The organism is Microbacterium sp. NIBRBAC000506063 (assembly GCF_017968845.1).
Classification (GTDB): Bacteria; Actinomycetota; Actinomycetes; order Actinomycetales; family Microbacteriaceae; genus Microbacterium.
Map to the genome: position 1 here is coordinate 106,958 of NZ_CP072876.1, position 19,003 is coordinate 125,960.

Genomic DNA, 19,003 nt, shown 5'->3' on the forward strand with positions numbered 1-19,003 from the left:
ACTTCGTATTTATCTTCGATGAATGTCGGAGGACCCTGTCATCATTGACGCATGGATAAACGAGGCTACTCCGACAGCAGCGGTGGCTGTGCCGCAGAGGTCGAGCGCGACCGGCAGCTGAGCGCGTGGGCCACCAAGCGCGCCGAGATCGCGCGGCTCGAGGCCGAGTGCGCAGAGATCCTCGCCTCCGCGCTCGACGCCGCGATCGACGAGTCGAGCCAGCTCACCGGCGGGTCGGAAGCCCGAGAGATCCCGATCCGCTCGATGACGGCGGAGTTCGCCGCGACCGCCCAGATGCCGCAGCGCACGGTCGAGGCGATGGCCTACGAATCGCACCATCTCGTGAACCGCCTGCCGCAGACGCATCAGGCACTCGCCGACGGCGAGATCTCCATCCAACACGCACGCGAGATCGCGCAGGTGCCCCTGCCGCCTGACGCTCCCGAGCAGAAGGTCGCCGAGTTCGAGGCCTTGGTGCTCGATCGCGCCTCCCTGACAACTGCGCGCCGCACCCGCGCCCACGCACGCGCGCTCGCACAGAAGATGTTCCCCGTCGATCTGCCCACCCGACACCGCAAGGCCCGTGAAGAGCGCGGAGTCCGCATCGTCGACTTCGACGACGGGATGAGCGATCTCACCCTCACGCTGCCCACCCTCCTCGCCCACGCGGCCGTCGACCGCGTCACGCAACTCGCCAAGCACGTCCAGAAGGCCGCGGCCGATGCTTTCGGCACGACAGTCGGCGACGACGGCAACCGCGATCGCGACCGGCGCACGCTCGACCAGATCCGTGCAGACATCGCCGCCGACATCCTGCTCACGGTCGACCCGAGCACGATCGACAGCACGGCGATCGAGGCGATCCGTCCTCGCGTGCAGGTGACGATCCCGATCCGCTCCCTCGCCGGCCTCACGGGCGATGACGAGGTCGCTGTCGCCGAGCTCGACGGCGTGGGGCTCATCGATCCCGAACTCGTCCGCGAACTCGCCGCTCAGGCCACGGGCTGGGATCGGCTCTTCATCGATCCGACCGTGGATGCCGTGGTCAGCACCGATCGCTATCGTCCGACCGAGGAGATGCGAAGACTCCTCCGCGCCCGCGACCAGCACTGCAGATTCCCCGGATGCCGGTTGGCGGCCGTCCGCTGCGAAATCGACCACAATCACGACCACGCACGAGGCGGACCGACAGCGGTATGCAATCTCTGTCACCTCTGCAAAGGGCACCACACGCTCAAGCATCCGGATCTGCCCGACCGACATCGATGGTCGGTTCGACAACTCTCCCACGGCGTGCTCGAGTGGATCAGCCCTGCCGGCAGGATCTACATCGACGAACCGCCCGCGCGCGTCGTCTTCGCCTGAGAGCCGAAGTCATGCTCCGCGCCGACACGTGATTCTGCGTGCCCGGTGGCGGCTTCCCCGTGGTGCGCGGCGCGATCTCGGCGCACGGCGCTATCCCGGCGCGCGCCGGTACAGCACTTCGGGACGCCCCCGCCTGCCGTAGCGATGCGAGATGTCCACGGCACCGATCTGCACGAGGTGGTCGAGGTAGCGACGAGCCGTCGCCCGCGACAGACCCGCACGCGCGGCGAGGTCCAGCACCGTGACCGGGCTCACCGGATCCAGCTGCGCGACCACCTGCGCGAGCGTCACCTCCGACAGTCCCTTCGGCAGCGGGGACCCGGATGCGGCGGACGATTCGGCACCAGACGACGCTGCACCAGACGCCGCCCCAGACCGCGCAGCACCAGACCGAGATATCGCACCACCGACCGCCGATTCCGGAGCGCGTCCCCCGATCAGCCGATCGATCTCCCCCTGTCCCAGGGCAAGATCCCGCTCCTCCTCGGCACGCGACCGCCGCGACTCCCGATACTCCTCCAGACGCGCCAGGAGCGCCTCCCGCGTGAACGGCTTCACGAGGTATCCGAAGACATGCGCCGACGCCACCTGACGTACCGTGACCCGGTCCCGCGCAGAGCTCACCACGATCACGTCCACGGCTCCCCCGCGCACCGCCCGCAGCCTGTTGAGCACCTCCACGCCGCTGTAGTCGGGCAGCTGGATGTCCAGCAGCACCAGGTCCACGTCCGCCCGGGACGCCTCCCGCACCGCCGTCTCACCGCGCCCGGCGGTGCCCACGACCACGAAGCCCTCGGCATCCGACACGAACCGTGAGTGCAGCCGCCGCGCCGCAGGATCGTCGTCGACGATGAGCGTGCGGATCTCCGAGGCATCGTGGACCGCGCTCATGCCGCACCCCAGGCGGCGGCAGCTCGACCGTGAAGCGCGCCCCGCCCAGCGACGACCGCCCCACCTCGATCGTGCCGCCACGCGCCGACACGGCGCTGTGCACGGCATCCAGCCCCACCCGCGACCCATCCCGGTCGCATCGGCCTTGGTGCTCACGCCCCGCTGGAAGATACTCGTGCCGAGCTCCGCCGGCACGCCCGGGCCGTTGTCGTCCACGACGACACGCACGCCGCCCACCGCGCGCTCCAGCGTCACCCGCACGCTGGTCGCCCCGGCCTCTCCCGCATTGCGGCACAGATTCGCAACGACCACCATCCCGTCGTCACCGAGGTCGGCATGCCCAGATCGTCGGGGACATCCGCCTGCATCCGCGCACCCCACTCGGACAGCTCCGTCGCCAACGCCCCGAACAGCGCCCGCAGACGCGCATCCGCGATCGGCAGACTGCGTTCGACGCCGTCATCGATCGGTACAGTAGAGGCGATGTACTCCAGCGCCTCCTCCCGCTCACCTGCGGAGACGAGACCGTGCACGATGTGCATGCGGGTGCGGAATTCATGCGTCTGCTCCCGCAGCGCCTCCGCGATCCGGCGCTGCACCCCCAGCTCCTGCACCTGCCTCTCCAGGCCCGCGATGCGCCGGTTCAGCACCGCGCTCAGGATGCCGCTGAGCAGCGCTCCGAGCAACGCCGAGGCGATCACCCAGGGCATCAGGCTCGACCACGCCTGCGTGAACTGCGCCGCGATCTCCGACTCGAGGATGCCGACGGATGCCGCCCCCACGATCTCCCCGCCGACGACCACCGGCACCTTCGCACGCAGGGTCGGACCGAGCGTCCCCTCCTCGGTGCCGACGAACACCTCGCCGGCCAGCACCTCGGCAGGGTCCGTCGAGACGACCTCTCCGCGCTGCGCGGGAACCGGATGCGTGAGGCGCACCCCCTCGACGTCGGCGATCACGACATAGTCGACGCCCGCCGCCTCCTCGATGAGCGTCGCCAGCGGTTGCAACTGCGCCGTCGCCTCGGCACGCTCGAGACCGATCGCCTCGTGCACCTGATCGAGCTCGGCAAGGCTGTAGGCCACATCGAGCACCCGCTCCGCCGTCGCCGATCGGATGCTGCGCTCCTGCACGTTCACGGCGATCGCGGTCGTGACGCCGACGCAGGCCAGCACGATGAGGCACTGCAGCAGGACGACGACCGCGCTGCGCGTCCGCCCTCGTCGTCCCGACGTCATCGTCTCTCCCGTGAGCATCAAAGAGCACAACTCGGAATCGCATTGCCGCCCTCCGATGTGACTGCAATCCTACTTCGCACACAAGCGGTCACACCGTCGTCCCGCAAGGAGGATCATGACGCGTCGCAGGGTCATCGCCATCAGCACGGCAGTCGCCGCCGCTGCCGTCTTCGCGCTCGCCGCCGTGAACGCGAGCACATCCGGCGGCGCGGAGAGCCCGCGCACCAAGCTCACGCTCATCGCCCCGGCCGCTCCCGGCGGCGGCTGGGACTCCTTCGCGAGAGAGGCCCAGCAGGGTCTCCGTGCGAACGGCATCGTCGGCGGGGCACAGGTCATCAACATCCCCGGCGCCGCCGGCACGATCGGCCTCGCGCAGCTGGCGACCATGGGCGACCGGCACGACGTGATGATGGTCACCGGCGGCGTGATGGTCGGCGGCGTCATCCTCAACGAGTCCGCCGTCACGCTGGACCAGACCGTGCCGATCGCCCGGCTCGCCGACGACTTCAACGTGCTCGTCGTCCCCGGCGACTCTCCGCTCGAGACGCTCGACGACTTCATGGAGGCACTCGCCACCGATCCGGGCGGCACGGCGATCGCCGGCGGTTCGCTCGGCGGCATCGACCAGCTGCTCTCGGGCATGCTCGCCCAGGCCGCCGACATCGACGCCCGCCGGCTCAACTACATCGCCTATCCGGGCGGGGGCGAGGTCGTCACCTCGCTCCTCTCCCACACCGCCAAGGCGGGGATGTCGGGCTACAACGAGTTCCGCGACCAGATCGACTCGGGCAACCTCCGGGCACTGGCGATCTCCGCCGCCGAACCGATCGACGGGATCGACGTGCCCACGTTCATCGAGCAGGGCGTGGATGTGGCCATGTCGAATTGGCGCGGCTACGTCGCCCCTCCCGGGATCAGCGACGAGGTCCGCACCGAGCTCATCGAGATCGTCACCGAACTGCGCGACACCGAGGAATGGCAGGACACGCTCGAGCGCAACAACTGGGTCGACAGCTTCATGACCGGAGACGAGTTCGCCGCGTTCATCGACAGCGAGAACGCCCTCACTGCACAACTGATGAAGGAGCTGGGACTGTGACCGATACGACAGAGCTCTCGACCTCGGCGCTGCGCGTCCAGCGCATGCCCCGGTGGTTCACCGGCCGCAGCGAGCTGATCGTCGCCGGCGGCGTCCTCGCCCTCGCCGCGGTGCTCGCCTACGGCACGATCACGATGCAGGTCCCCGAGGGCACCGCCGCCCCGGGCCCGCAGTTCTTCCCGGCGATCGTGACCGGGTTCCTCGCCCTCGTCGGCATCGCGCTCGTGGTCGAGGTCCTGCGGTCCACACGGCGAGCGCATGTCGCCGACGACCCGACCGAGATCTCGCATGAGCTGCTCGGCGACCTGGGAGCGCTGGATGCCACCGGCGAACTGCGGGTCGTCGGTCCCGAGGCCTCGATCGCCGCCGCCGCGCAGCGCGAGACCGACGGCATCGACTGGAAGACCCTCGCCGTCCTGGTCGCGGGGCTCGCCGGATTCATCGTCCTGCTGCCCTTCCTGGGTGGCTGATCGCCTCGACGGCGCTCTTCTGGGTCGTCGCCCGGGCGTTCGGAAGCACGCGCCCGCTCTTCGACATCGCCGTCTCGGCACTCTTCGCCGGTCTCACGCAGCTGGCGTTCTCGGCGGGCCTGGGCCTGACCCTGCCCTCGGGCATCCTGGAAGGAGCGTTCCCGTGGATCAGCTGAGCAACCTGGCCGAGGGCTTCGCCGTCGCGTTCACCCCGTCCAACCTCCTCTTCCTCGTCATCGGCGCCGTCCTCGGCACCGCCGTCGGGTCCTCCCCGGCCTCGGCTCCGCGATGGCGGTGGCGCTTCTGCTTCCGGTCACCTTCAGCCTCGACCCGACCGGCGCGTTCATCATGTTCGCCAGCATCTACTTCGGCGGCCTGTTCGGAGACTCCACCGCTGGCATCCTGCTGAACACCCCCGGCAACTCCTCCGCGATCGCCACGACCTTCGAGGGCCATCGCATGGCCAAATCGGGGTACGCGGCCAAGGCCCTGGGAACCTCGGCGATCGGCGCCTTCATCGGCGGCATGATCGCCTGCACCCTGGTCGTCTTCTTCTCCCCTACATCGTGGAGCTGGCGAAGATCTTCGGCCCGGCCGAGTACTTCGCCCTCACCGTCTTTGCCTTCGTCGCGATCTCCGCCGTCGTGGCCGAGTCGATCGTGCGCGGCCTCATCGCCCTGGGCATCGGCTTCGCCCTGGCCCTCGTCGGCATCGACGGGATGAGCGGCGCCGAGCGCTTCACCTTCGGCTCGGTGATCCTGTTCGACGGGATCTCGATCATCGTCATCACCGTGGGACTCCTCGCGATCGGCGAGGTGCTGCACGTGGGCACCTACATCCGCCGCCGCGGCGGCGTGGCCGTACCGCTGGACGCGCACGGCTCGCCCTTCCTCACCCGCAGCGACTGGCGCAAGGCCCTGCCCGCGTTCCTCCGCGGCACCGGATACGGCGTGCCGTTCGGGGCGATCCCGGTCGGCGGCTCCGAGGTGCCCACCTTCCTCGCCTACGGCACCGAGAAGCGCCTCGCCCAGCGCCGCAAGGACCCCGACTTCGGCGGACGCGGCGCGATCCAGGGGTGGCCGCCCCAGAAGCGGCCGGCAACGCGACGGCAGGCACGGCGATGGGCGCCCTTCTGGCCCTCGGCCTTCCGACCTCGGCGACCGCGGCCATGATGATCGCCGCCTTCCAGCAGTACGGCATGCAGCCCGGCCCGCTGCTCTTCGAGCGCGGTGCGCACCTGGTCTGGCCGCTCATGGCGAGCTTCTTCCTGGGGCTGGTGATCCTGCTCATCATCAACCTGCCCTTCGCCGCGCTCTGGGCGAAGCTCCTGGTCATCCCGCGCCACTACCTCTACGCGGGGATCACGGTCGTCGCGATGCTCGGCGTCTACGCGATCGCCTCGCGCATCGCCGATCTGTGGATGGCCCTGATCATCGGCGTGGTCGGGCTCGTCATGCGGCACTTCTCGATCCCGCTCGCCCCGTGCTGATCGCGGCGATCCTGGGGCCGGTGGCGGAGACCCAGCTGCGCCGCGCCCTGGCCGTCTCCGAGGGGAACCTGTCGATCCTGGTGTCGTCGCCCGTGCCGGTCGTGCTCTACGTGATCCTCGCGATCGCCGTGACGTTCAGCGTCGTGCAGCACATGCGGCGGGCGCGGGCGAAGCGCCGCGAGCTCGCGCTGCACGTCTGAGGCGGATGACTCAGGGGCGGCGGATGCCTACAGCTCCACGATCGGCACGTCGGACTCCTCCGCGGCCGCCTCGGCGTCGTCGTCCTGATCGATGACGACGGCGGGCATGAGCGCGTACCACTTGTCCCATTCGGCCAGGAGCTGTTCGATCGCCGCATGGAACTTCTCCGTCGCGACGCCCTGCGTCGTGTCGCCGAAGTAGTGCTGCGACCAGGTCGCGAGCCGCTCGGTGGCCGCGGCATCCGTCCGCACGCGCTCGATCTCCGCGAGGGAGTCGCGCGCGGCCTCCGCCGTGAGCCATTCGCACACCGACAGATAGCCGGTCTCGTCGACCGTGGCCTCCGGATCGGCGGGCGGGTCACCATGAGCGGCCTGCCCGTGGCCAGACGGTCGTAGATCATCGCCGAGATGTCGAGGACCGCGACATCGGCCGCGGCGAGCTGCCAGCCCACCTCCGGGCCGTCGTCGTACACATGGTGCGCCGAGGGGTCGGCCGCATTCGCCTCCGCGATCGCGCGGATGATGTCCTTGTTCGCCGCACCGTACTCCGGGTCGATCACGCCGCTGCGCGGATGCGGGCGGTAGATCAGGCGATGACCGGGGCTCGCAAGCACCTGTCGCACGAGCTCGGTGCCGTGCGTGCGGATCGAGCCGTAGCTCATCGAGGCGCGATCGCCCTCCCAGGTCGGCGCGTACAGCACGACCGTGCGGTCGTCGTCGGGATACGGCACCGTCGCGGAGAAGTGGTCGGCCTGCGGCCGCCCGATCTGGATCGTCCGGGTGTCGACGTCGTAGTTCCACAGCGCCTTCGAGAGGCGCGCACGCGCCGCCTCCCCGGCGATGAAGGCGTAGTCGTAGGAGCGGAACTGATTGCTGACCATGTAGACCTTGTCGGACTCGCCATGGTTGATGAAGACGTGCCAGCGATGCCCGTAGCGGAACATCTGGAAGTTGCGGGTGTTCTGGTTCACATACAGGACGATCCGGATGTCCTGGGTGGCGATGTACGCCTCCAGATCACGGATGGTCGGCAGGTGCACGACCGGCAGTTCGCCGTCATCGAGCAGCGCCTCGGCACCCACCGCGGAGCGGGCCAGCACGACGACCTCGTGGGTGTGGGAGAGCTCCTGCAACGGCCGGTACCACTGGCGGATCTGGTACATGTTCACCGAGGAATCGGCGAAGTACACCGCGATCCGGAATCGACCCGGCGCGTGCGGCTCCTGATCGGCGAACCGCTGCCGGATACGCTGCGCCGAAGCCCGCGCTGCGACGGCCCTCTTCAGCAGCCGATAGCCTTTGCGCGCATCCGACACGAATCCCATCCCTCCAGCCTACTCAGGCTGCGAGGCGCTCCACGTGACATGATCGACGGGTGCACGATGGCGAGAATCCCCACCCCGGAGGCGTGTCCTTCGTGATGCCCGTGCTCAACGAGCGCGACTACCTGGAGCACGCGGTCGCCTCCGTGCTCTCGCAGGAGGTCGACGGCCCGACCGAGCTCGTCCTCGCGCTCGGCCCCTCCACCGACGGCACGACCGAGCTCGCCCATGAACTCGCGGAATCGGATGCCCGCATCGTGCTCGTCGACAACCCCGCCGCGCACATCCCGGTCGGGCTCAACGCCGCGATCCGCACCAGCCGTCACCCGACGATCATCCGCGTCGACGCGCACTCCGAGCTGTCGCCCGGCTACGCCCGGCGCGGGCTCGAGACGCTCGCGCGCACGGGCGCCGCCAACGTCGGCGGCATCATGCGCGCCGACGGCAGATCGGCCTTCCAGCGCGCCGTCGCCCGCGCCTACAACTCCCCGCCGGCCTCGGGGCGGCGCCTATCACGGCGGTGCCCGCGAGGGTGAGGCCGAGTCGGCCTATCTCGGCATCATGCGCCGGGAGGTTCTCGACGAGGTCGGGCTCTTCGACGAGACGATCCGCCGCGGTGAGGACTGGGAGCTCAACCTTCGCATCCGACAGGCCGGCCACCGCGTCTGGTTCGACCCGACACTGGCGGTCACCTACTGGCCCGCGAGAGCTGGTGGCGCCTGGCGCGCCAGTTCCGGGCCACCGGCACCTGGCGCGGCGAGCTCGTCCGCCGCTACGGCCGGCGCAACGGCATCCGGTTCTTCGCACCACCCGCCCTCGTGCTGAACCTCGCCGTCGCCCTCGTCATCGCCGTGCTGCAGATCACCGGCGTGCTGAGCGGACTGACCGGAATCCTCACGAGCGCCGCCTATATCCCCTCGTGGCATATGTCGCCCTGGTCCTGGTGATGGCGGCCGTGCCCGCCCGTCGCGGAGACCCGCCGCGCACCCCCTCGAGAGAGCGTGGACACTCGTGGTGCTGCCCACGATGCATCTGGCGTGGGGAGCGGGATTCCTCGTCGGGGTGCTGCGCGGTGCAGACGACACGGTCGACACCTCGCGCCTGGGCACCCGCAACACACCCCTCCCTGAGCAGGTCGGGCGCGTTCCCGACCCGCGCTCTCACGCGGCCGATTCGCTCCTCGTGCAGGAGAACGTCATGCGATACGCGGTCGGGTGGTGCCGAGCACGCGCGCGAAGTTCTGCCGGAGCACCGCGGCCGAGCCGAACCCGCACTCCACCGCGATCGCGTCCAACCCGAGATCGGTCTGCTCCAGCATCCGCTGGGCCTGGATGATGCGCTGACGCGCGAGCCACGCCGCCGGAGTCGCCCCGTGCTCGGCCTTGAACCGACGCGCGAAGGTTCGCGGGACATGTGGGCATGCGCTGCCAGGCTCTCGACGGTCAGATCCTCGCGCAGGTGCTCGATCGCCCAATCGGTGACGACCGAGAGAGAGTCGCCCTGCCCCTCCGGAAGGGGCCGGTCGATGTACTGCGCCTGGCCCCGTCGCGCTGCGGCGGCACGACCATGCGCCGGGCCACACGATTGGTGAGTTCGGCGCCGATCTCCTGGCGCAGCAGGTGCAGGCAGGCGTCGAGGCCGGCCGCCGTACCCGCACTGGTGATGATGCGCCCGTCCTGCACGAAGAGGACGTCGGGATCGACCGCGATCTGCGGATGCATCCTCGCCATCGCGTCGGCGTACTTCCAGTGGGTCGTCGCCCGCCGTCCGTTCAGCACGCCCGCGGCGGCGAGGACGAAGGAGCCGCTGCACACGCTGAGCAGCCAGGCGTCGCGGGCGGCCGCATGCCGGACGACATCGAGGACGCGCGGATCGCTCGACGCCCACTTGGTGCGCGGCAGCGGGCACACCACGACGAGATCGGCCTCGTAGGCGAAGGACAGATCATCCTCGACGTTGACGGAGAAGCCCACGTTCGACGCTACCGCCCCGGGCTCGGCGGTCACGACGCGGAAGTCGAAGTTCGGCACGCCGTCGTCGGAGCGGTCAAGGCCGAACGCCTCGCAGGCGACGCCGAACTCGAACGGGGCGAACCCCTCCTGAAGGATGCACGCGACGGTCTTCATGGTTCCCCGTTCCTCAGTCACCAAGCTGGCAGTTTTCCTACGGACTATGTCCAGTCTGCCACTTTTGGCACGATTTGTTCAAGCGTAGCGTTTCTGCCATGTTCATTGTCATCCTCATCGCCGCCCTCGCACTCTGGGGCGCCATCGCCACCGTCGTCGAGCTGGGACGCGACGGATTCCGTGCCGTGCCGACCGACTGGTCGCGCGTGGCGGAGAAGAGTTAACCCAGCATCCCCTGGTCGATGATCCGATCGACCACGCGCTCCGCCGACCTTCCGTCGTCGTGCGCGTTGAACTGGCGTCGCCAGGCGGCGTAGCGCTCCGCGTACGCGTCTTCCAGCCCTCTCTGACCCAGCGCCTCGACGAGCTCGGACTGCGAGCGAACGAGCGGACCGGGGGCGCGTTCGGCCAGATCGAAGTAGAACCCGCGCAGCTTCCCGCGGTAGTGCTCCAGATCGGGAACGAGGAAGTACATGGGCTTGCCCGTCACACTGAAGTCGAACATGACCGAGGAGTAGTCGGTCACGAGCGCATCGGCCGCGAGCAGCAGCAGGGAGGTCTCGGGGAAGCCGGTCACATCGATCACCCGCGCCCCGTCGCATCCCGCCCGGGCAGGAGCGTCCGCGAGTGCCCGCGCACGAGCACGACGGCGTCGGCCTGCTCGGCGAGCTCCTCCGGATCCACGAAGTCGACGATCTCCTCGCGGTCGTCGCGCCAGGTGGGCGCGTACAGGATCACCCGCTCGTCGGATCGGATGCCGAGAGACGCCCGCACCGCGGCGGCGTCCCCCGTGACGAGCGCATCATTGCGCGGGTACCCTTCGACCCAGATCGGCTTGCTCCCCACGCCGAGCAGTCCGAGGAACGCGTAGGCCCTGCCCAGCACCCGCGCACCGTAGACGTTCTGCGCGAGCAGCACGTCCCAGCGGCGCGACTCCTTCACGACGGCCGCCATCCGGCGCGGATCGAACCCCGGCCGGTGCAGGCCCAGGCGTTTGAGCGGCGTGCCGTGCCAGGTCTGCAGCACCTTCTGGCCGGGCTTGCGCGTGAAACGGCGCCGCAGCCACTCGTTGACGACGAGAAGGCGTGCCGCCCCCGCGCCCGCCACCACTCCGGCGTCCCCTCGACGATCGCGATCGCCCCTCGGGCACCGGAACCGACAGGTCCACGACGCTCCAGTAGCGGGTGACCTCCGGCATCCGCCTAGCGATCTCGCGGTCGATCGCCAGCGGATTGCACCCCACCGAACGCCCGTAGAACGTCTCGAAGAACACCGCGTTCTCCGTACCCCCGGATGCGGCCGCATAGCGCAGCTCGAGCGTGGACTGCCCTTCGGGCGACTCGTACTCGACGGCGATCGGCGGCGCGATCATGACGGCGGCACCCTCGACCGCGACGCGCAGGCCCGTCAGGAGCGTCGGCGGCGCCGAGAGCTCATCCAGCGCCTCGCCCTCGATCGACAGCTCGTAGACGCCTGCCGGCAACGGCAGCTCGGGTCCGCCCCAGCGCGATGCGACGAGAGGGAACGTCGCCTTCCAGGTCTTTCCGCCGCCGGTCACCCGCGCGGTGACGCGGGCCCGCGGCCCGTCGAGCGCCGCCGAGGCCGGCTTGGGCCCGAGGCCGGAGACGACCAGGGTCTCAGCGGTCTCGTCGATGTGAACGGCGGTCATCGTGCTCCCTCCGGTGCGAGGCCGCTGCGGCGCAGCGCCACCTCGTACACCCGCTCAGCGCCTCGTCCATCACGATACGCATGCATCTGTTCGCTGAGCGTACGCGATCGCGCGGAACGGGCCGTGAAGACTTTCGGGTGACCGAGCAGTCGCTCCAGCTCGGCGACGACCTCCGGCCAGGCCCCGCGGCATCCGACCCCGCGACATCCTCGAAACGGCCGTAGAAGCCGCGTGTCCGCGCGTACTCGGCCGCGTCCGGCGCGAGAAGCACGACCGGCATCGCCAGCAGGCCGACATCGAAGACGAGCGAGGAGTAGTCGGTCACGAGCACGTCGATCGCCGGCAGGAGCGGAGCGACATCGGCGACGATGTCCGAGGTGAGCATGCGCACGCGCCGGGTCGGGAACGGCGGCGTGTACGCCCCGGCACCGAGCGGATGCGGCCGCACGAGGAGCACGGCCTCCCGACGCTCCAACAGCGAGACGATCTGCACCCATTCCGCCGCGCTCGGCACCGCCGGATCGGGTGCGCCATCGCGCCAGGTCGGCGCGTACAGGATATGGCGGGTGTTCCTACCCGCGGGCCGGTGTCTCCGAGCACAGCGTGCAGGCGATCGGATGCCGCCTTCCGCCGCTGTGCGGGAGCCCCGGCCGAGAGCACGTCCACGCGCGGCTCCCCGTGACCACGACGCGCCCGGCGGAAGCCCGAACGCCGACTCCAGGCGCCCGCGGGACCGGTGCGAGGCGGCCGGCAGGACCTGGATCCGCTGCGCGGCGCGGCGGTACAGCGCCCGCAGCAGCCGCTCGCCGAAGCGCGACCCCGGGAAGGCGGGGAGCCGCGTGGTCTCGGGCGAATCCAGTCCGATGCGCTTGAGCGGGATGCCGTGCCACAGCTGCACGACGAAGGCATCGGCCGTCGCGTAGCGGTTGACGTCTCCGAAGCCGTGCGTGACCACGACGACCCCGGCACGGGCGGTGGCCCACCAGCCCCGCAGCCCGTTCTTGGGAGGGTCCGGATGCCGAGTGCCGCGGCATCCGACTCCTCCTGATCCGAACCCGTCAACCACACCGCGTCGTGCCCGTGGGCGCGGACGACGTTCCAGAGCGCGAGCGCACCATCACCGATGCCGGCCCGCAGCCGAAGACCCACACACGCCCTCTCGGGACCAGCAGCACACCGATGCGGCCCGCGAGGTACAACGGGATGCGCAGGAGCTTGCCGAGGTTGCCCGCGCCGAAAGAGAAGGACGCCACCCGCGAGCCTATCGCGGAGGGCGCCCTTGCTCAGGGAACGCGGGTGCTCATAGCTCCAGCGTGCCGAGGGTCACCTCGACCTCGAGGCTGCGGCCATCGCGCACATAGGTCACGGTCGCCTCGCTGCCCGCGGCGACGGCCCGCACCTGGGCGGTCAGGTCGTTCGCGCTCGTGATCGGCACGCCGTTGAAGTGCGTCACGATGTCGCCCGTGCGCAGGCCCACCCCTGCCGCAGGACCCTCCGGGTGACATCGGCGATGTAGGCGCCGGCCACGGTCGTGCCGTCGACGGTCGACGCGGACTGCACCACCGCGCCCAGCAGGCCGTGCGTGGCCTGGCCGGTCTCGATGATCTCGGCGGCGACGCGCTGGGCGATGTCGGAGGGGATCGCGAAGCCGAGGCCGATGGAGCCCGCCTCGGTCGAGTTTCCGCTCGCCGTCGCGATCGCCACGTTGATGCCGATGAGCCTGCCCTCGCTGTCCACGAGCGCACCGCCGGAGTTCCCGGGGTTGATGGCGGCATCCGTCTGGATCACGGCGATCGAGATCCGCTCGCCCGAGCTGCCCTGCTGCCCCGGGAAGCGGAACTCGAAGAGGTCGTCCTCCTCCGTCGCGTCGCTCTCGTCCTCCGAGGTGCCGCGGTCGGGAAGCGCCGAGGAGGCGATGGAGATGCTGCGGTTCAGGGCGCTGACGATGCCGGTGGTGACCGAATTGGACAGACCCAGCGGGGCGCCGATGGCCACGGCGGTGGAACCGACGTTGAGCGCGGAGGAGTCGGCGAACTCGATCGGGGTGAGGTCGCTGACGCCCTCGACCTTGATGACGGCGAGGTCGTAGACGGGGTCGGTGCCGACGATCGTCGCCTCGAGGATGCGCCCGTCGGAGGTCGTGACGCGGATGCGGGGGTCGGCCGCGGCGCCGTCGAGGGTCACCACGTGGGTGTTCGTGACGATGTAGCCGTCCTCGCTGAGGATGACGCCCGAACCGCTGCCGCCGGAGGAGCGCCCCGACACCTCGATCGTCACGACCGAGGGCAGCACCCGCGCGGCGATCGCGGTGGTCTCGTTGACCGAGCCGGGGTTGTTGACGGTGACCGTGCCGGGGCCGCTCACCACGCTCGAGCCGGGCGTCGGGTTCAGCGCCTGGCCGAGATAGCTGCCGCCGAGGCCGGCGGCACCGCCGACGAGCGCGGCCGCGACGAGCAGCGCCGTCGCCTTGCCCGCCCGGAGGGCTTCTTCGGCTCGGCCTGAGCAGCAGCGGGCGTGGAGCCGAAGGTCGCCGGGATCCGGTGCCCGGGATACTCGGGATTCAGCGGAACCGTGGGCTGGCTCTGGAAGTCAGGCTGCGGGCTGGTCTCGTTCATGTGTGCTCCTTACGATGCCCTCTCAGACTGACGGGTCAGGCTGTGTGTTTCTTATGCCGGTGGTGAAATTCTCCTATGGCCATACCCTGGATCGCATGAGTGAGATTCCGGGAGCCTGGCGCCGCACCGCCGCGGGAGCAGGACTGCTTTCCGCCGATGGCAGCATCGCGCCCACCATCTTCGCAGAGATGTCCGCCCTCGCGGCCCGCACGGGCGCGATCAATCTCGGGCAGGGGTTCCCCGACGAGGACGGCCCGGCCGAGGTGCTCGAGGCGGCCCGGGAGGCGATCTCACGCGGCGTCAACCAGTACCCGCCCGGGCGCGGCATCCCCGACCTTCTGGACGCCATCAGCGAGCATCAGCGGCGCTTCTACGGCCTGGACGTGGATCCGGCCACCGAGGTCATCGTCACGGCCGGGGCGACCGAGGCGCTGACGGCGACGCTCCTCGCCCTCATCGACTCCCCGACGATGAGATCGTCGTCTTCGAGCCCTACTACGACTCCTACGCCGCGGCCGTCGCCCTGGCCGGCGCGCGGCTGCGGCCCGTGCCGCTGCGGCGTCCGGACTTCCAGCCGGACCTGAACGCGCTGGCGGATGCGGTGACCGACCGCACCCGCATCATCCTCGTCAACGACCCGCACAATCCCACCGGCGTGGTCTTCTCGCCGGAGGCCCGGGCGGAGATCGTGCGCCTGGCCGCGCTCCACGACGCCGTGATCGTCACCGACGAGGTCTACGAGCATCTGACCTTCGCAGAACCTCACGTGCCGATCGCGACGATCCCGGGGGCCGCCGAGCGCACGCTGACGATCTCCTCCGGCGGCAAGACCTTCAACACGACGGGGTGGAAGATCGGCTGGGTGCACGGCCCGGCGGAGCTCATCACCGCGGTGCTGACCGTCAAGCAGTACCTGACCTATGTGAACGGCTCGGCCTTCCAACCGGCCATCGCCGTGGGCCTGCGGCTGGGCGACGAGTACTTCGCAGAGGCCGCCCAGACCCTCGCCCGCAAGCACGAGGTGCTCGGCGAGGGACTGCGGGCGGCCGGATTCGAGGTCGTGCCCCCGCGGGGCGGCTACTTCACCGTCGCCGACGCCTCCGCGGTCGGAGGATCGGATGCCGCCGCATTCTGCCGCACCCTCCCCGAACGGGCGGGCGTCGCGGCCATTCCGCTCACGGCGTTCGTGGGTGCGCCGCGGCAGGCCGAGTACGCCGGACTCGTGCGCTTCGCCGCCTGCAAACGCGTCGAGGTGCTCGAGGACGCGGCCGAGCGACTCGCCGGGCTCAGGGTCGCCCCCGGTCGTTGAGCGAAGCCCGAGAGGGCGTCGTCGAAACGCACGGCAAACGGGTCGCGAAGCGACCTCAAGACCCTCAGCCCGGAACGACCTTGTACCGTCTCAGCCTGAGCGCCGGATTGACCTCCCGCACCCGCTCGATCACCGTCCGATCGAGCGCCGCGACCGCGATCCCCTCCTCGGTCCCCACCGAGGCGGTCTTCACGCCCTGCGGATCCACGACCATCGAGTGCCCCACTCCCACCGGGCCGGGTGATCGGCCGCGACCGCGTACACGGTGTTCTCGATCGCACGCGCGGTGAGCAGCGTCTCCCAGTGGTGCTCCTTGAGCGGACCGCGCACCCACTCGGCCGGCACGACGAGGACGTCGACGCCGGCATCCACGAGCGTCCGTGCCACCTCGGGGAAGCGCAGGTCGTAGCAGGTCATGAGCCCGATGCGGAGCCCGTCGAACTCGAACGTCTCGGGCGCGGTGAGCTCTCCCGGCTCCACCCAGTCCGACTCGGTCTGCCCGAAGGCGTCGTAGAGGTGCTGCTTGCGGTAGGAGGCGCGGATGCCGCTCGCATCGACGGCGACGACGGTGTTGCGCACGCGGCCGACCGCCGCCTCCTCGACGAGGCCGGCGACGATCGTCACGGAGTGCTCGGCGGCCAGCGCCTGCAGCGCCTGCGTGAACGGGCCGTCCACCGGCTCGGCGTTCTCGGCGAGCGTCTCGTCCATGGTCGCGACGAAGTAGCTGGAGTACTCGGGGAAGACCAGGAGCGTCGCCCCACGCGCGGCCGCCTCCGCGGTCAGTTCCGCGATGCGCGCACGGTTCTGGTCCCTCGAGGCGGTGGGCGCGAACTGGCAGACGGCGACGGTGGGCATGGCACCATCCTGCCAACAAAAAGACCCGGCCTCATACGAGACCGGGTCTTTCCCTTGGTTGCGGGGCAGGATTTGAAGCACCACAGCGCCCTCCCCGTGTCGCTTCGCGCCACGCGGAGCCTCTCGGCGCTGCGGGCCCAGCATCCCCAAAGCGACACCCACGAGCCAAAAGGCGAAGGCCCGATCCTTGCGGACCGGGCCTTCGCCTTTTCGTTGCGGGGGCAGGATTTGAACCTACGACCTCCGGGTTATGAGCCCGGCGAGCTACCGAACTGCTCCACCCCGCGGCACAAGAATTAACTCTAGCATGCGAAACGAGATGCAGCATCTCGGGGCCGCTCTCAGCCGAAGAAACCCCACTCTCAGCCGTAGAAGCCGCAGTGCATCCGGATCGGATTCTCCGAGTCCGCCATGAGCTCCTCCGTCTGGAATCCGAAGAACCGCTGCCCGCCGGCCGTCAGGAGAGGCGCCTCGGGCAGTTCGTAGAGCCCGACGGTCTCGCTCGCGTCCACGACCACGGGAGCGGATGCCGCGGCAGCCGCCCGGATGTCGAATCCCTCATCGAGGATGCCGTCGAGCCACTCGCTGCGCGGGCAGACGCCTCCCCAGGCCTCGAGAGGCGCCACCTGGATCGGGTAGGGATCCCCGTCGATCTCGGAGACGACGACGTCACGCGTCTGCTCCCCCGTTCCCCCGCTCGCACAGTCGCGGCCGGCGTCGGTGTGCGGCATCCAGAGCGTCTGCTCGATGCGGAAGCCGACGTCCAGCGCGGTGACCTCGTGCACGGTGTCGCCGCAGCGACTCATGCGTGCGATCGGGTAGACGAGCTGGTCGGCGGGCTGCTCCCCCGAGGCCGCGTCGTCCCGGCCGAGCCAGACGTACCAGAGCACGTGCATGGCGTTGCCGTCGAGCTGGGTGATCGGGATCACGACGTCGACCACGCCGTCGCCATCGGCATCGCCTTCCACGGCCTCGCCGAGCGTGTAGGTGCGCAGGTACTCGTCGTCACCCTCGCCGTCCTGCAGCGCGACCGTCTCGGGCTCCCAGAGGCCGTCGGCGGCGAAAGACCACTCTGCGTTCTCCGCCCATGCGACGATCGTCGCCTTCGTCACGACCGGTTCCTCGACGGGTGCCTCCGGTGCCGCAGTGACGGTGGGTTCCTCGATGGGCGTCTCCGGCACGGATCCGCCGGCACATCCCACGAACAGAAGCGCCAGCGCGCACGTGCCGGCGACCACGGGCGCGACGGCGGCCCGCATCAGCGCGTCTCCGCGGGACCGATCGCGTGTGCGGCGACGGCCGCGCCCACGGCGCCCGCACTCGCCGTCCCCAGCGCCGCGCCCAGCGCCGAGGGGAAGGCCGCCGGCAGAAGCTCCAGAGGCGCCGCCTCCCCGATGCGCATGTGCGTGGCGATCATGGCGTTGCGGCCGATCGTCGTCCCGGAAAGCAGGACCTCGTCGCGGTCCTCGTAAGGACGTGCGGCGAGCGCCTTCAGCCGGTCCGTCGCGTAGGAGACGTCCTGCGGGCCGTAGTTCTGGGTCAGAGTCGGCACCCAGGCGGCCACGACGCCGCCGGAGTGCGTCGCCTGCCCGCCGTAGTACTCCGAGACGGCGGTGATCATCTCTGCCATCCAGTCGCGTACGCCCGGCGCCGACATGGACACGACCCGATAGGTGTCGTTGCCGTCCACCTCGAAGACGGCGAAGAGCGCATCACCCATGAGATTGGCGCGGGTCGTCTGACTGAGGGAGAGATTGGCGATCGTCGTCCCGCTGAGACTGCCCGAGGTCGTCGACACGCTCGTGCCGAAGCTGCGCGCCGTGTCATCGCCTGTCGCATACGTGCTCGACGACGATGCCCCGAAGGAGGTGGCGAACATCCTCATGCTCGTCTCCATCGCTCCGGTGATGGCGCCCTCGGTCTGCTGATCGAAGTGCCGCTCGATCTCGATGATCCGGGCACCGCTGACGCTCACATCATCCGGAACGCTGTACATGACCTGACGCGGAGTCTGCGCGAACTCCACGAGCCGGTGGTGCAGCGCGTTCGCCTGAGCGATGTCGCGGCGATTGAACCGGCTCGCCTTGAGCTCGGCGAAGAACCCGATGAGGAACAGGATGAGCCCGAGCAGGAAGAAGATGAACCCGATCGTCTGACCGAACACGAACCCCGAGAGGAAGTCCGCTCCGGTCTGAACCATCAGCGCGGCGAACCCGAGCGAGCACGCCAGCCAGATGAGGAGGATGATGATCCCCCAGACGAGCATTCCGCGTTTGCGCATGGAGCGCGCCGCCGACGATACCCCCGAGACGATACTGGACATGCTCTCCCCTAGACAGGCTGTCGGCGTTGTCC

General features: G+C 69.8%; 17 protein-coding genes, 1 tRNA gene and 5 pseudogenes. 8 read left to right on the plus strand and 15 right to left on the minus strand.

The features are described from left to right. Positions 1-51: 51 nt before the first annotated feature. Entirely contained in the window at positions 52-1,365 is a 1,314-nt protein-coding gene (locus KAE78_RS00635; RefSeq protein ID WP_223171358.1) for an HNH endonuclease, read from the plus strand. A 90-nt stretch (positions 1,366-1,455) separates the two neighbouring features. Here KAE78_RS00635 and KAE78_RS00640 read toward each other — a convergent pair whose 3' ends face one another. Both KAE78_RS00640 and KAE78_RS00645 read right to left on the minus strand, forming a co-directional pair. Next, positions 1,456-2,571 carry a response regulator gene (locus KAE78_RS00640; RefSeq protein ID WP_223171359.1) on the minus strand — a complete coding sequence of 372 codons (1,116 nt, stop codon included), beginning with the start codon at positions 2,569-2,571 and terminating at the stop codon, positions 1,456-1,458. Beyond that, complete coding sequence (locus KAE78_RS00645) at positions 2,508-3,512, minus strand: histidine kinase (RefSeq protein WP_223171360.1); 1,005 nt, start codon at positions 3,510-3,512, stop codon at positions 2,508-2,510. The genes KAE78_RS00640 and KAE78_RS00645 overlap by 64 nt, the downstream gene beginning before the upstream one ends. Positions 3,513-3,609: 97 nt before the next feature. Here KAE78_RS00645 and KAE78_RS00650 point away from each other — a divergent pair, with 97 nt between their 5' ends. The 3 genes and pseudogenes from KAE78_RS00650 to KAE78_RS00660 all read left to right on the plus strand — a co-directional run bounded on the left by KAE78_RS00650 (position 3,610) and on the right by KAE78_RS00660 (position 6,752). Beyond that, positions 3,610-4,593, plus strand: coding sequence for a Bug family tripartite tricarboxylate transporter substrate binding protein (locus KAE78_RS00650; RefSeq protein ID WP_223171361.1), 984 nt, complete (start codon positions 3,610-3,612; stop codon positions 4,591-4,593). Beyond that, entirely contained in the window at positions 4,590-5,063 is a 474-nt protein-coding gene (locus tag KAE78_RS00655; RefSeq protein ID WP_223171362.1) for a tripartite tricarboxylate transporter TctB family protein, read from the plus strand. Before KAE78_RS00650 ends, KAE78_RS00655 begins: the two co-directional genes overlap by 4 nt. Before the next feature lie 163 nt (positions 5,064-5,226). Then, positions 5,227-6,752 (plus strand): annotated as a pseudogene (locus tag KAE78_RS00660) (tripartite tricarboxylate transporter permease). Here the strand turns inward: KAE78_RS00660 and KAE78_RS00665 are convergent. After that, positions 6,659-8,077: a CDP-glycerol glycerophosphotransferase family protein gene (locus KAE78_RS00665; protein ID WP_317451800.1), complete on the minus strand. Its 1,419-nt coding sequence runs from the start codon at positions 8,075-8,077 to the stop codon at positions 6,659-6,661. The pseudogene KAE78_RS00660 and the gene KAE78_RS00665 overlap by 94 nt on opposite strands. Positions 8,078-8,172: 95 nt before the next feature. Here KAE78_RS00665 and KAE78_RS19150 point away from each other — a divergent pair. Continuing rightward, positions 8,173-9,202: pseudogene (locus KAE78_RS19150) on the plus strand (glycosyltransferase family 2 protein); the annotation flags it as partial. A 32-nt stretch (positions 9,203-9,234) separates the two neighbouring features. On the opposite strand, the pseudogene KAE78_RS00680 reads toward KAE78_RS19150, so the two are convergent. Beyond that, positions 9,235-10,200 (minus strand): annotated as a pseudogene (locus KAE78_RS00680) (GlxA family transcriptional regulator). Between the two features lie 98 nt (positions 10,201-10,298). Between KAE78_RS00680 and KAE78_RS17045 the strand changes: the two are divergent. Then, complete coding sequence (locus KAE78_RS17045; protein ID WP_262927690.1) at positions 10,299-10,424, plus strand: hypothetical protein; 126 nt, start codon at positions 10,299-10,301, stop codon at positions 10,422-10,424. Here KAE78_RS17045 and KAE78_RS18140 read toward each other — a convergent pair. Continuing rightward, entirely contained in the window at positions 10,421-10,786 is a 366-nt protein-coding gene (locus tag KAE78_RS18140) for a CDP-glycerol glycerophosphotransferase family protein (protein ID WP_317451801.1), read from the minus strand. The two genes, KAE78_RS17045 and KAE78_RS18140, sit on opposite strands and share 4 nt — an antisense overlap. Beyond that, a complete protein-coding gene (locus KAE78_RS18145; RefSeq protein ID WP_317451802.1) occupies positions 10,783-11,307 on the minus strand; it encodes a CDP-glycerol glycerophosphotransferase family protein in 525 nt (174 codons plus the stop codon). Before KAE78_RS18145 ends, KAE78_RS18140 begins: the two co-directional genes overlap by 4 nt. A gap of 212 nt (positions 11,308-11,519) precedes the next feature. Here KAE78_RS18145 and KAE78_RS18150 point away from each other — a divergent pair, with 212 nt between their 5' ends. Further along, complete coding sequence (locus KAE78_RS18150; protein ID WP_317451803.1) at positions 11,520-11,669, plus strand: hypothetical protein; 150 nt, start codon at positions 11,520-11,522, stop codon at positions 11,667-11,669. Between the two features lie 168 nt (positions 11,670-11,837). On the opposite strand, the gene KAE78_RS00690 is transcribed toward KAE78_RS18150, so the two are convergent. From KAE78_RS00690 to KAE78_RS00710, 5 genes are read right to left on the minus strand one after another with little or no spacing between them, the layout of a single operon-like run. Continuing rightward, positions 11,838-12,935, minus strand: coding sequence for a CDP-glycerol glycerophosphotransferase family protein (locus KAE78_RS00690; protein ID WP_223171365.1), 1,098 nt, complete (start codon positions 12,933-12,935; stop codon positions 11,838-11,840). Further along, on the minus strand, positions 12,928-13,122 hold the full coding sequence (locus tag KAE78_RS00695; RefSeq protein WP_223171366.1) for a hypothetical protein: 195 nt from the start codon (positions 13,120-13,122) through the stop codon (positions 12,928-12,930). The genes KAE78_RS00690 and KAE78_RS00695 overlap by 8 nt, the downstream gene beginning before the upstream one ends. Positions 13,123-13,169: 47 nt before the next feature. After that, the gene (locus tag KAE78_RS00700) at positions 13,170-13,346 is read right to left on the minus strand and encodes a PDZ domain-containing protein (protein WP_223171367.1); all 177 of its coding nucleotides are present in this window, start codon (positions 13,344-13,346) and stop codon (positions 13,170-13,172) included. After that, positions 13,319-14,236, minus strand: coding sequence for a S1C family serine protease (locus KAE78_RS00705; RefSeq protein ID WP_223171368.1), 918 nt, complete (start codon positions 14,234-14,236; stop codon positions 13,319-13,321). Before KAE78_RS00705 ends, KAE78_RS00700 begins: the two co-directional genes overlap by 28 nt. A 20-nt stretch (positions 14,237-14,256) precedes the next feature. Then, positions 14,257-14,484, minus strand: coding sequence for a hypothetical protein (locus KAE78_RS00710; protein ID WP_223171369.1), 228 nt, complete (start codon positions 14,482-14,484; stop codon positions 14,257-14,259). Positions 14,485-14,579: 95 nt separating this feature from the next. Between KAE78_RS00710 and KAE78_RS00715 the strand changes: the two are divergent. Next, a pseudogene (locus KAE78_RS00715) lies at positions 14,580-15,793 on the plus strand (aminotransferase class I/II-fold pyridoxal phosphate-dependent enzyme). A gap of 64 nt (positions 15,794-15,857) precedes the next feature. Here KAE78_RS00715 and KAE78_RS00720 read toward each other — a convergent pair. The 4 genes and pseudogenes from KAE78_RS00720 to KAE78_RS00735 form a co-directional block, all read right to left on the minus strand. Next, a pseudogene (locus KAE78_RS00720) lies at positions 15,858-16,648 on the minus strand (carbon-nitrogen hydrolase family protein). 213 nt (positions 16,649-16,861) lie between these two features. Beyond that, a tRNA-Met gene (locus KAE78_RS00725) sits at positions 16,862-16,935 on the minus strand. 75 nt (positions 16,936-17,010) lie between these two features. Continuing rightward, positions 17,011-17,907: a hypothetical protein gene (locus KAE78_RS00730; protein ID WP_223171370.1), complete on the minus strand. Its 897-nt coding sequence runs from the start codon at positions 17,905-17,907 to the stop codon at positions 17,011-17,013. Then, on the minus strand, positions 17,907-18,929 hold the full coding sequence (locus tag KAE78_RS00735) for a hypothetical protein (RefSeq protein WP_223171371.1): 1,023 nt from the start codon (positions 18,927-18,929) through the stop codon (positions 17,907-17,909). The genes KAE78_RS00730 and KAE78_RS00735 overlap by 1 nt, the downstream gene beginning before the upstream one ends. Positions 18,930-19,003: the final 74 nt, after the last annotated feature.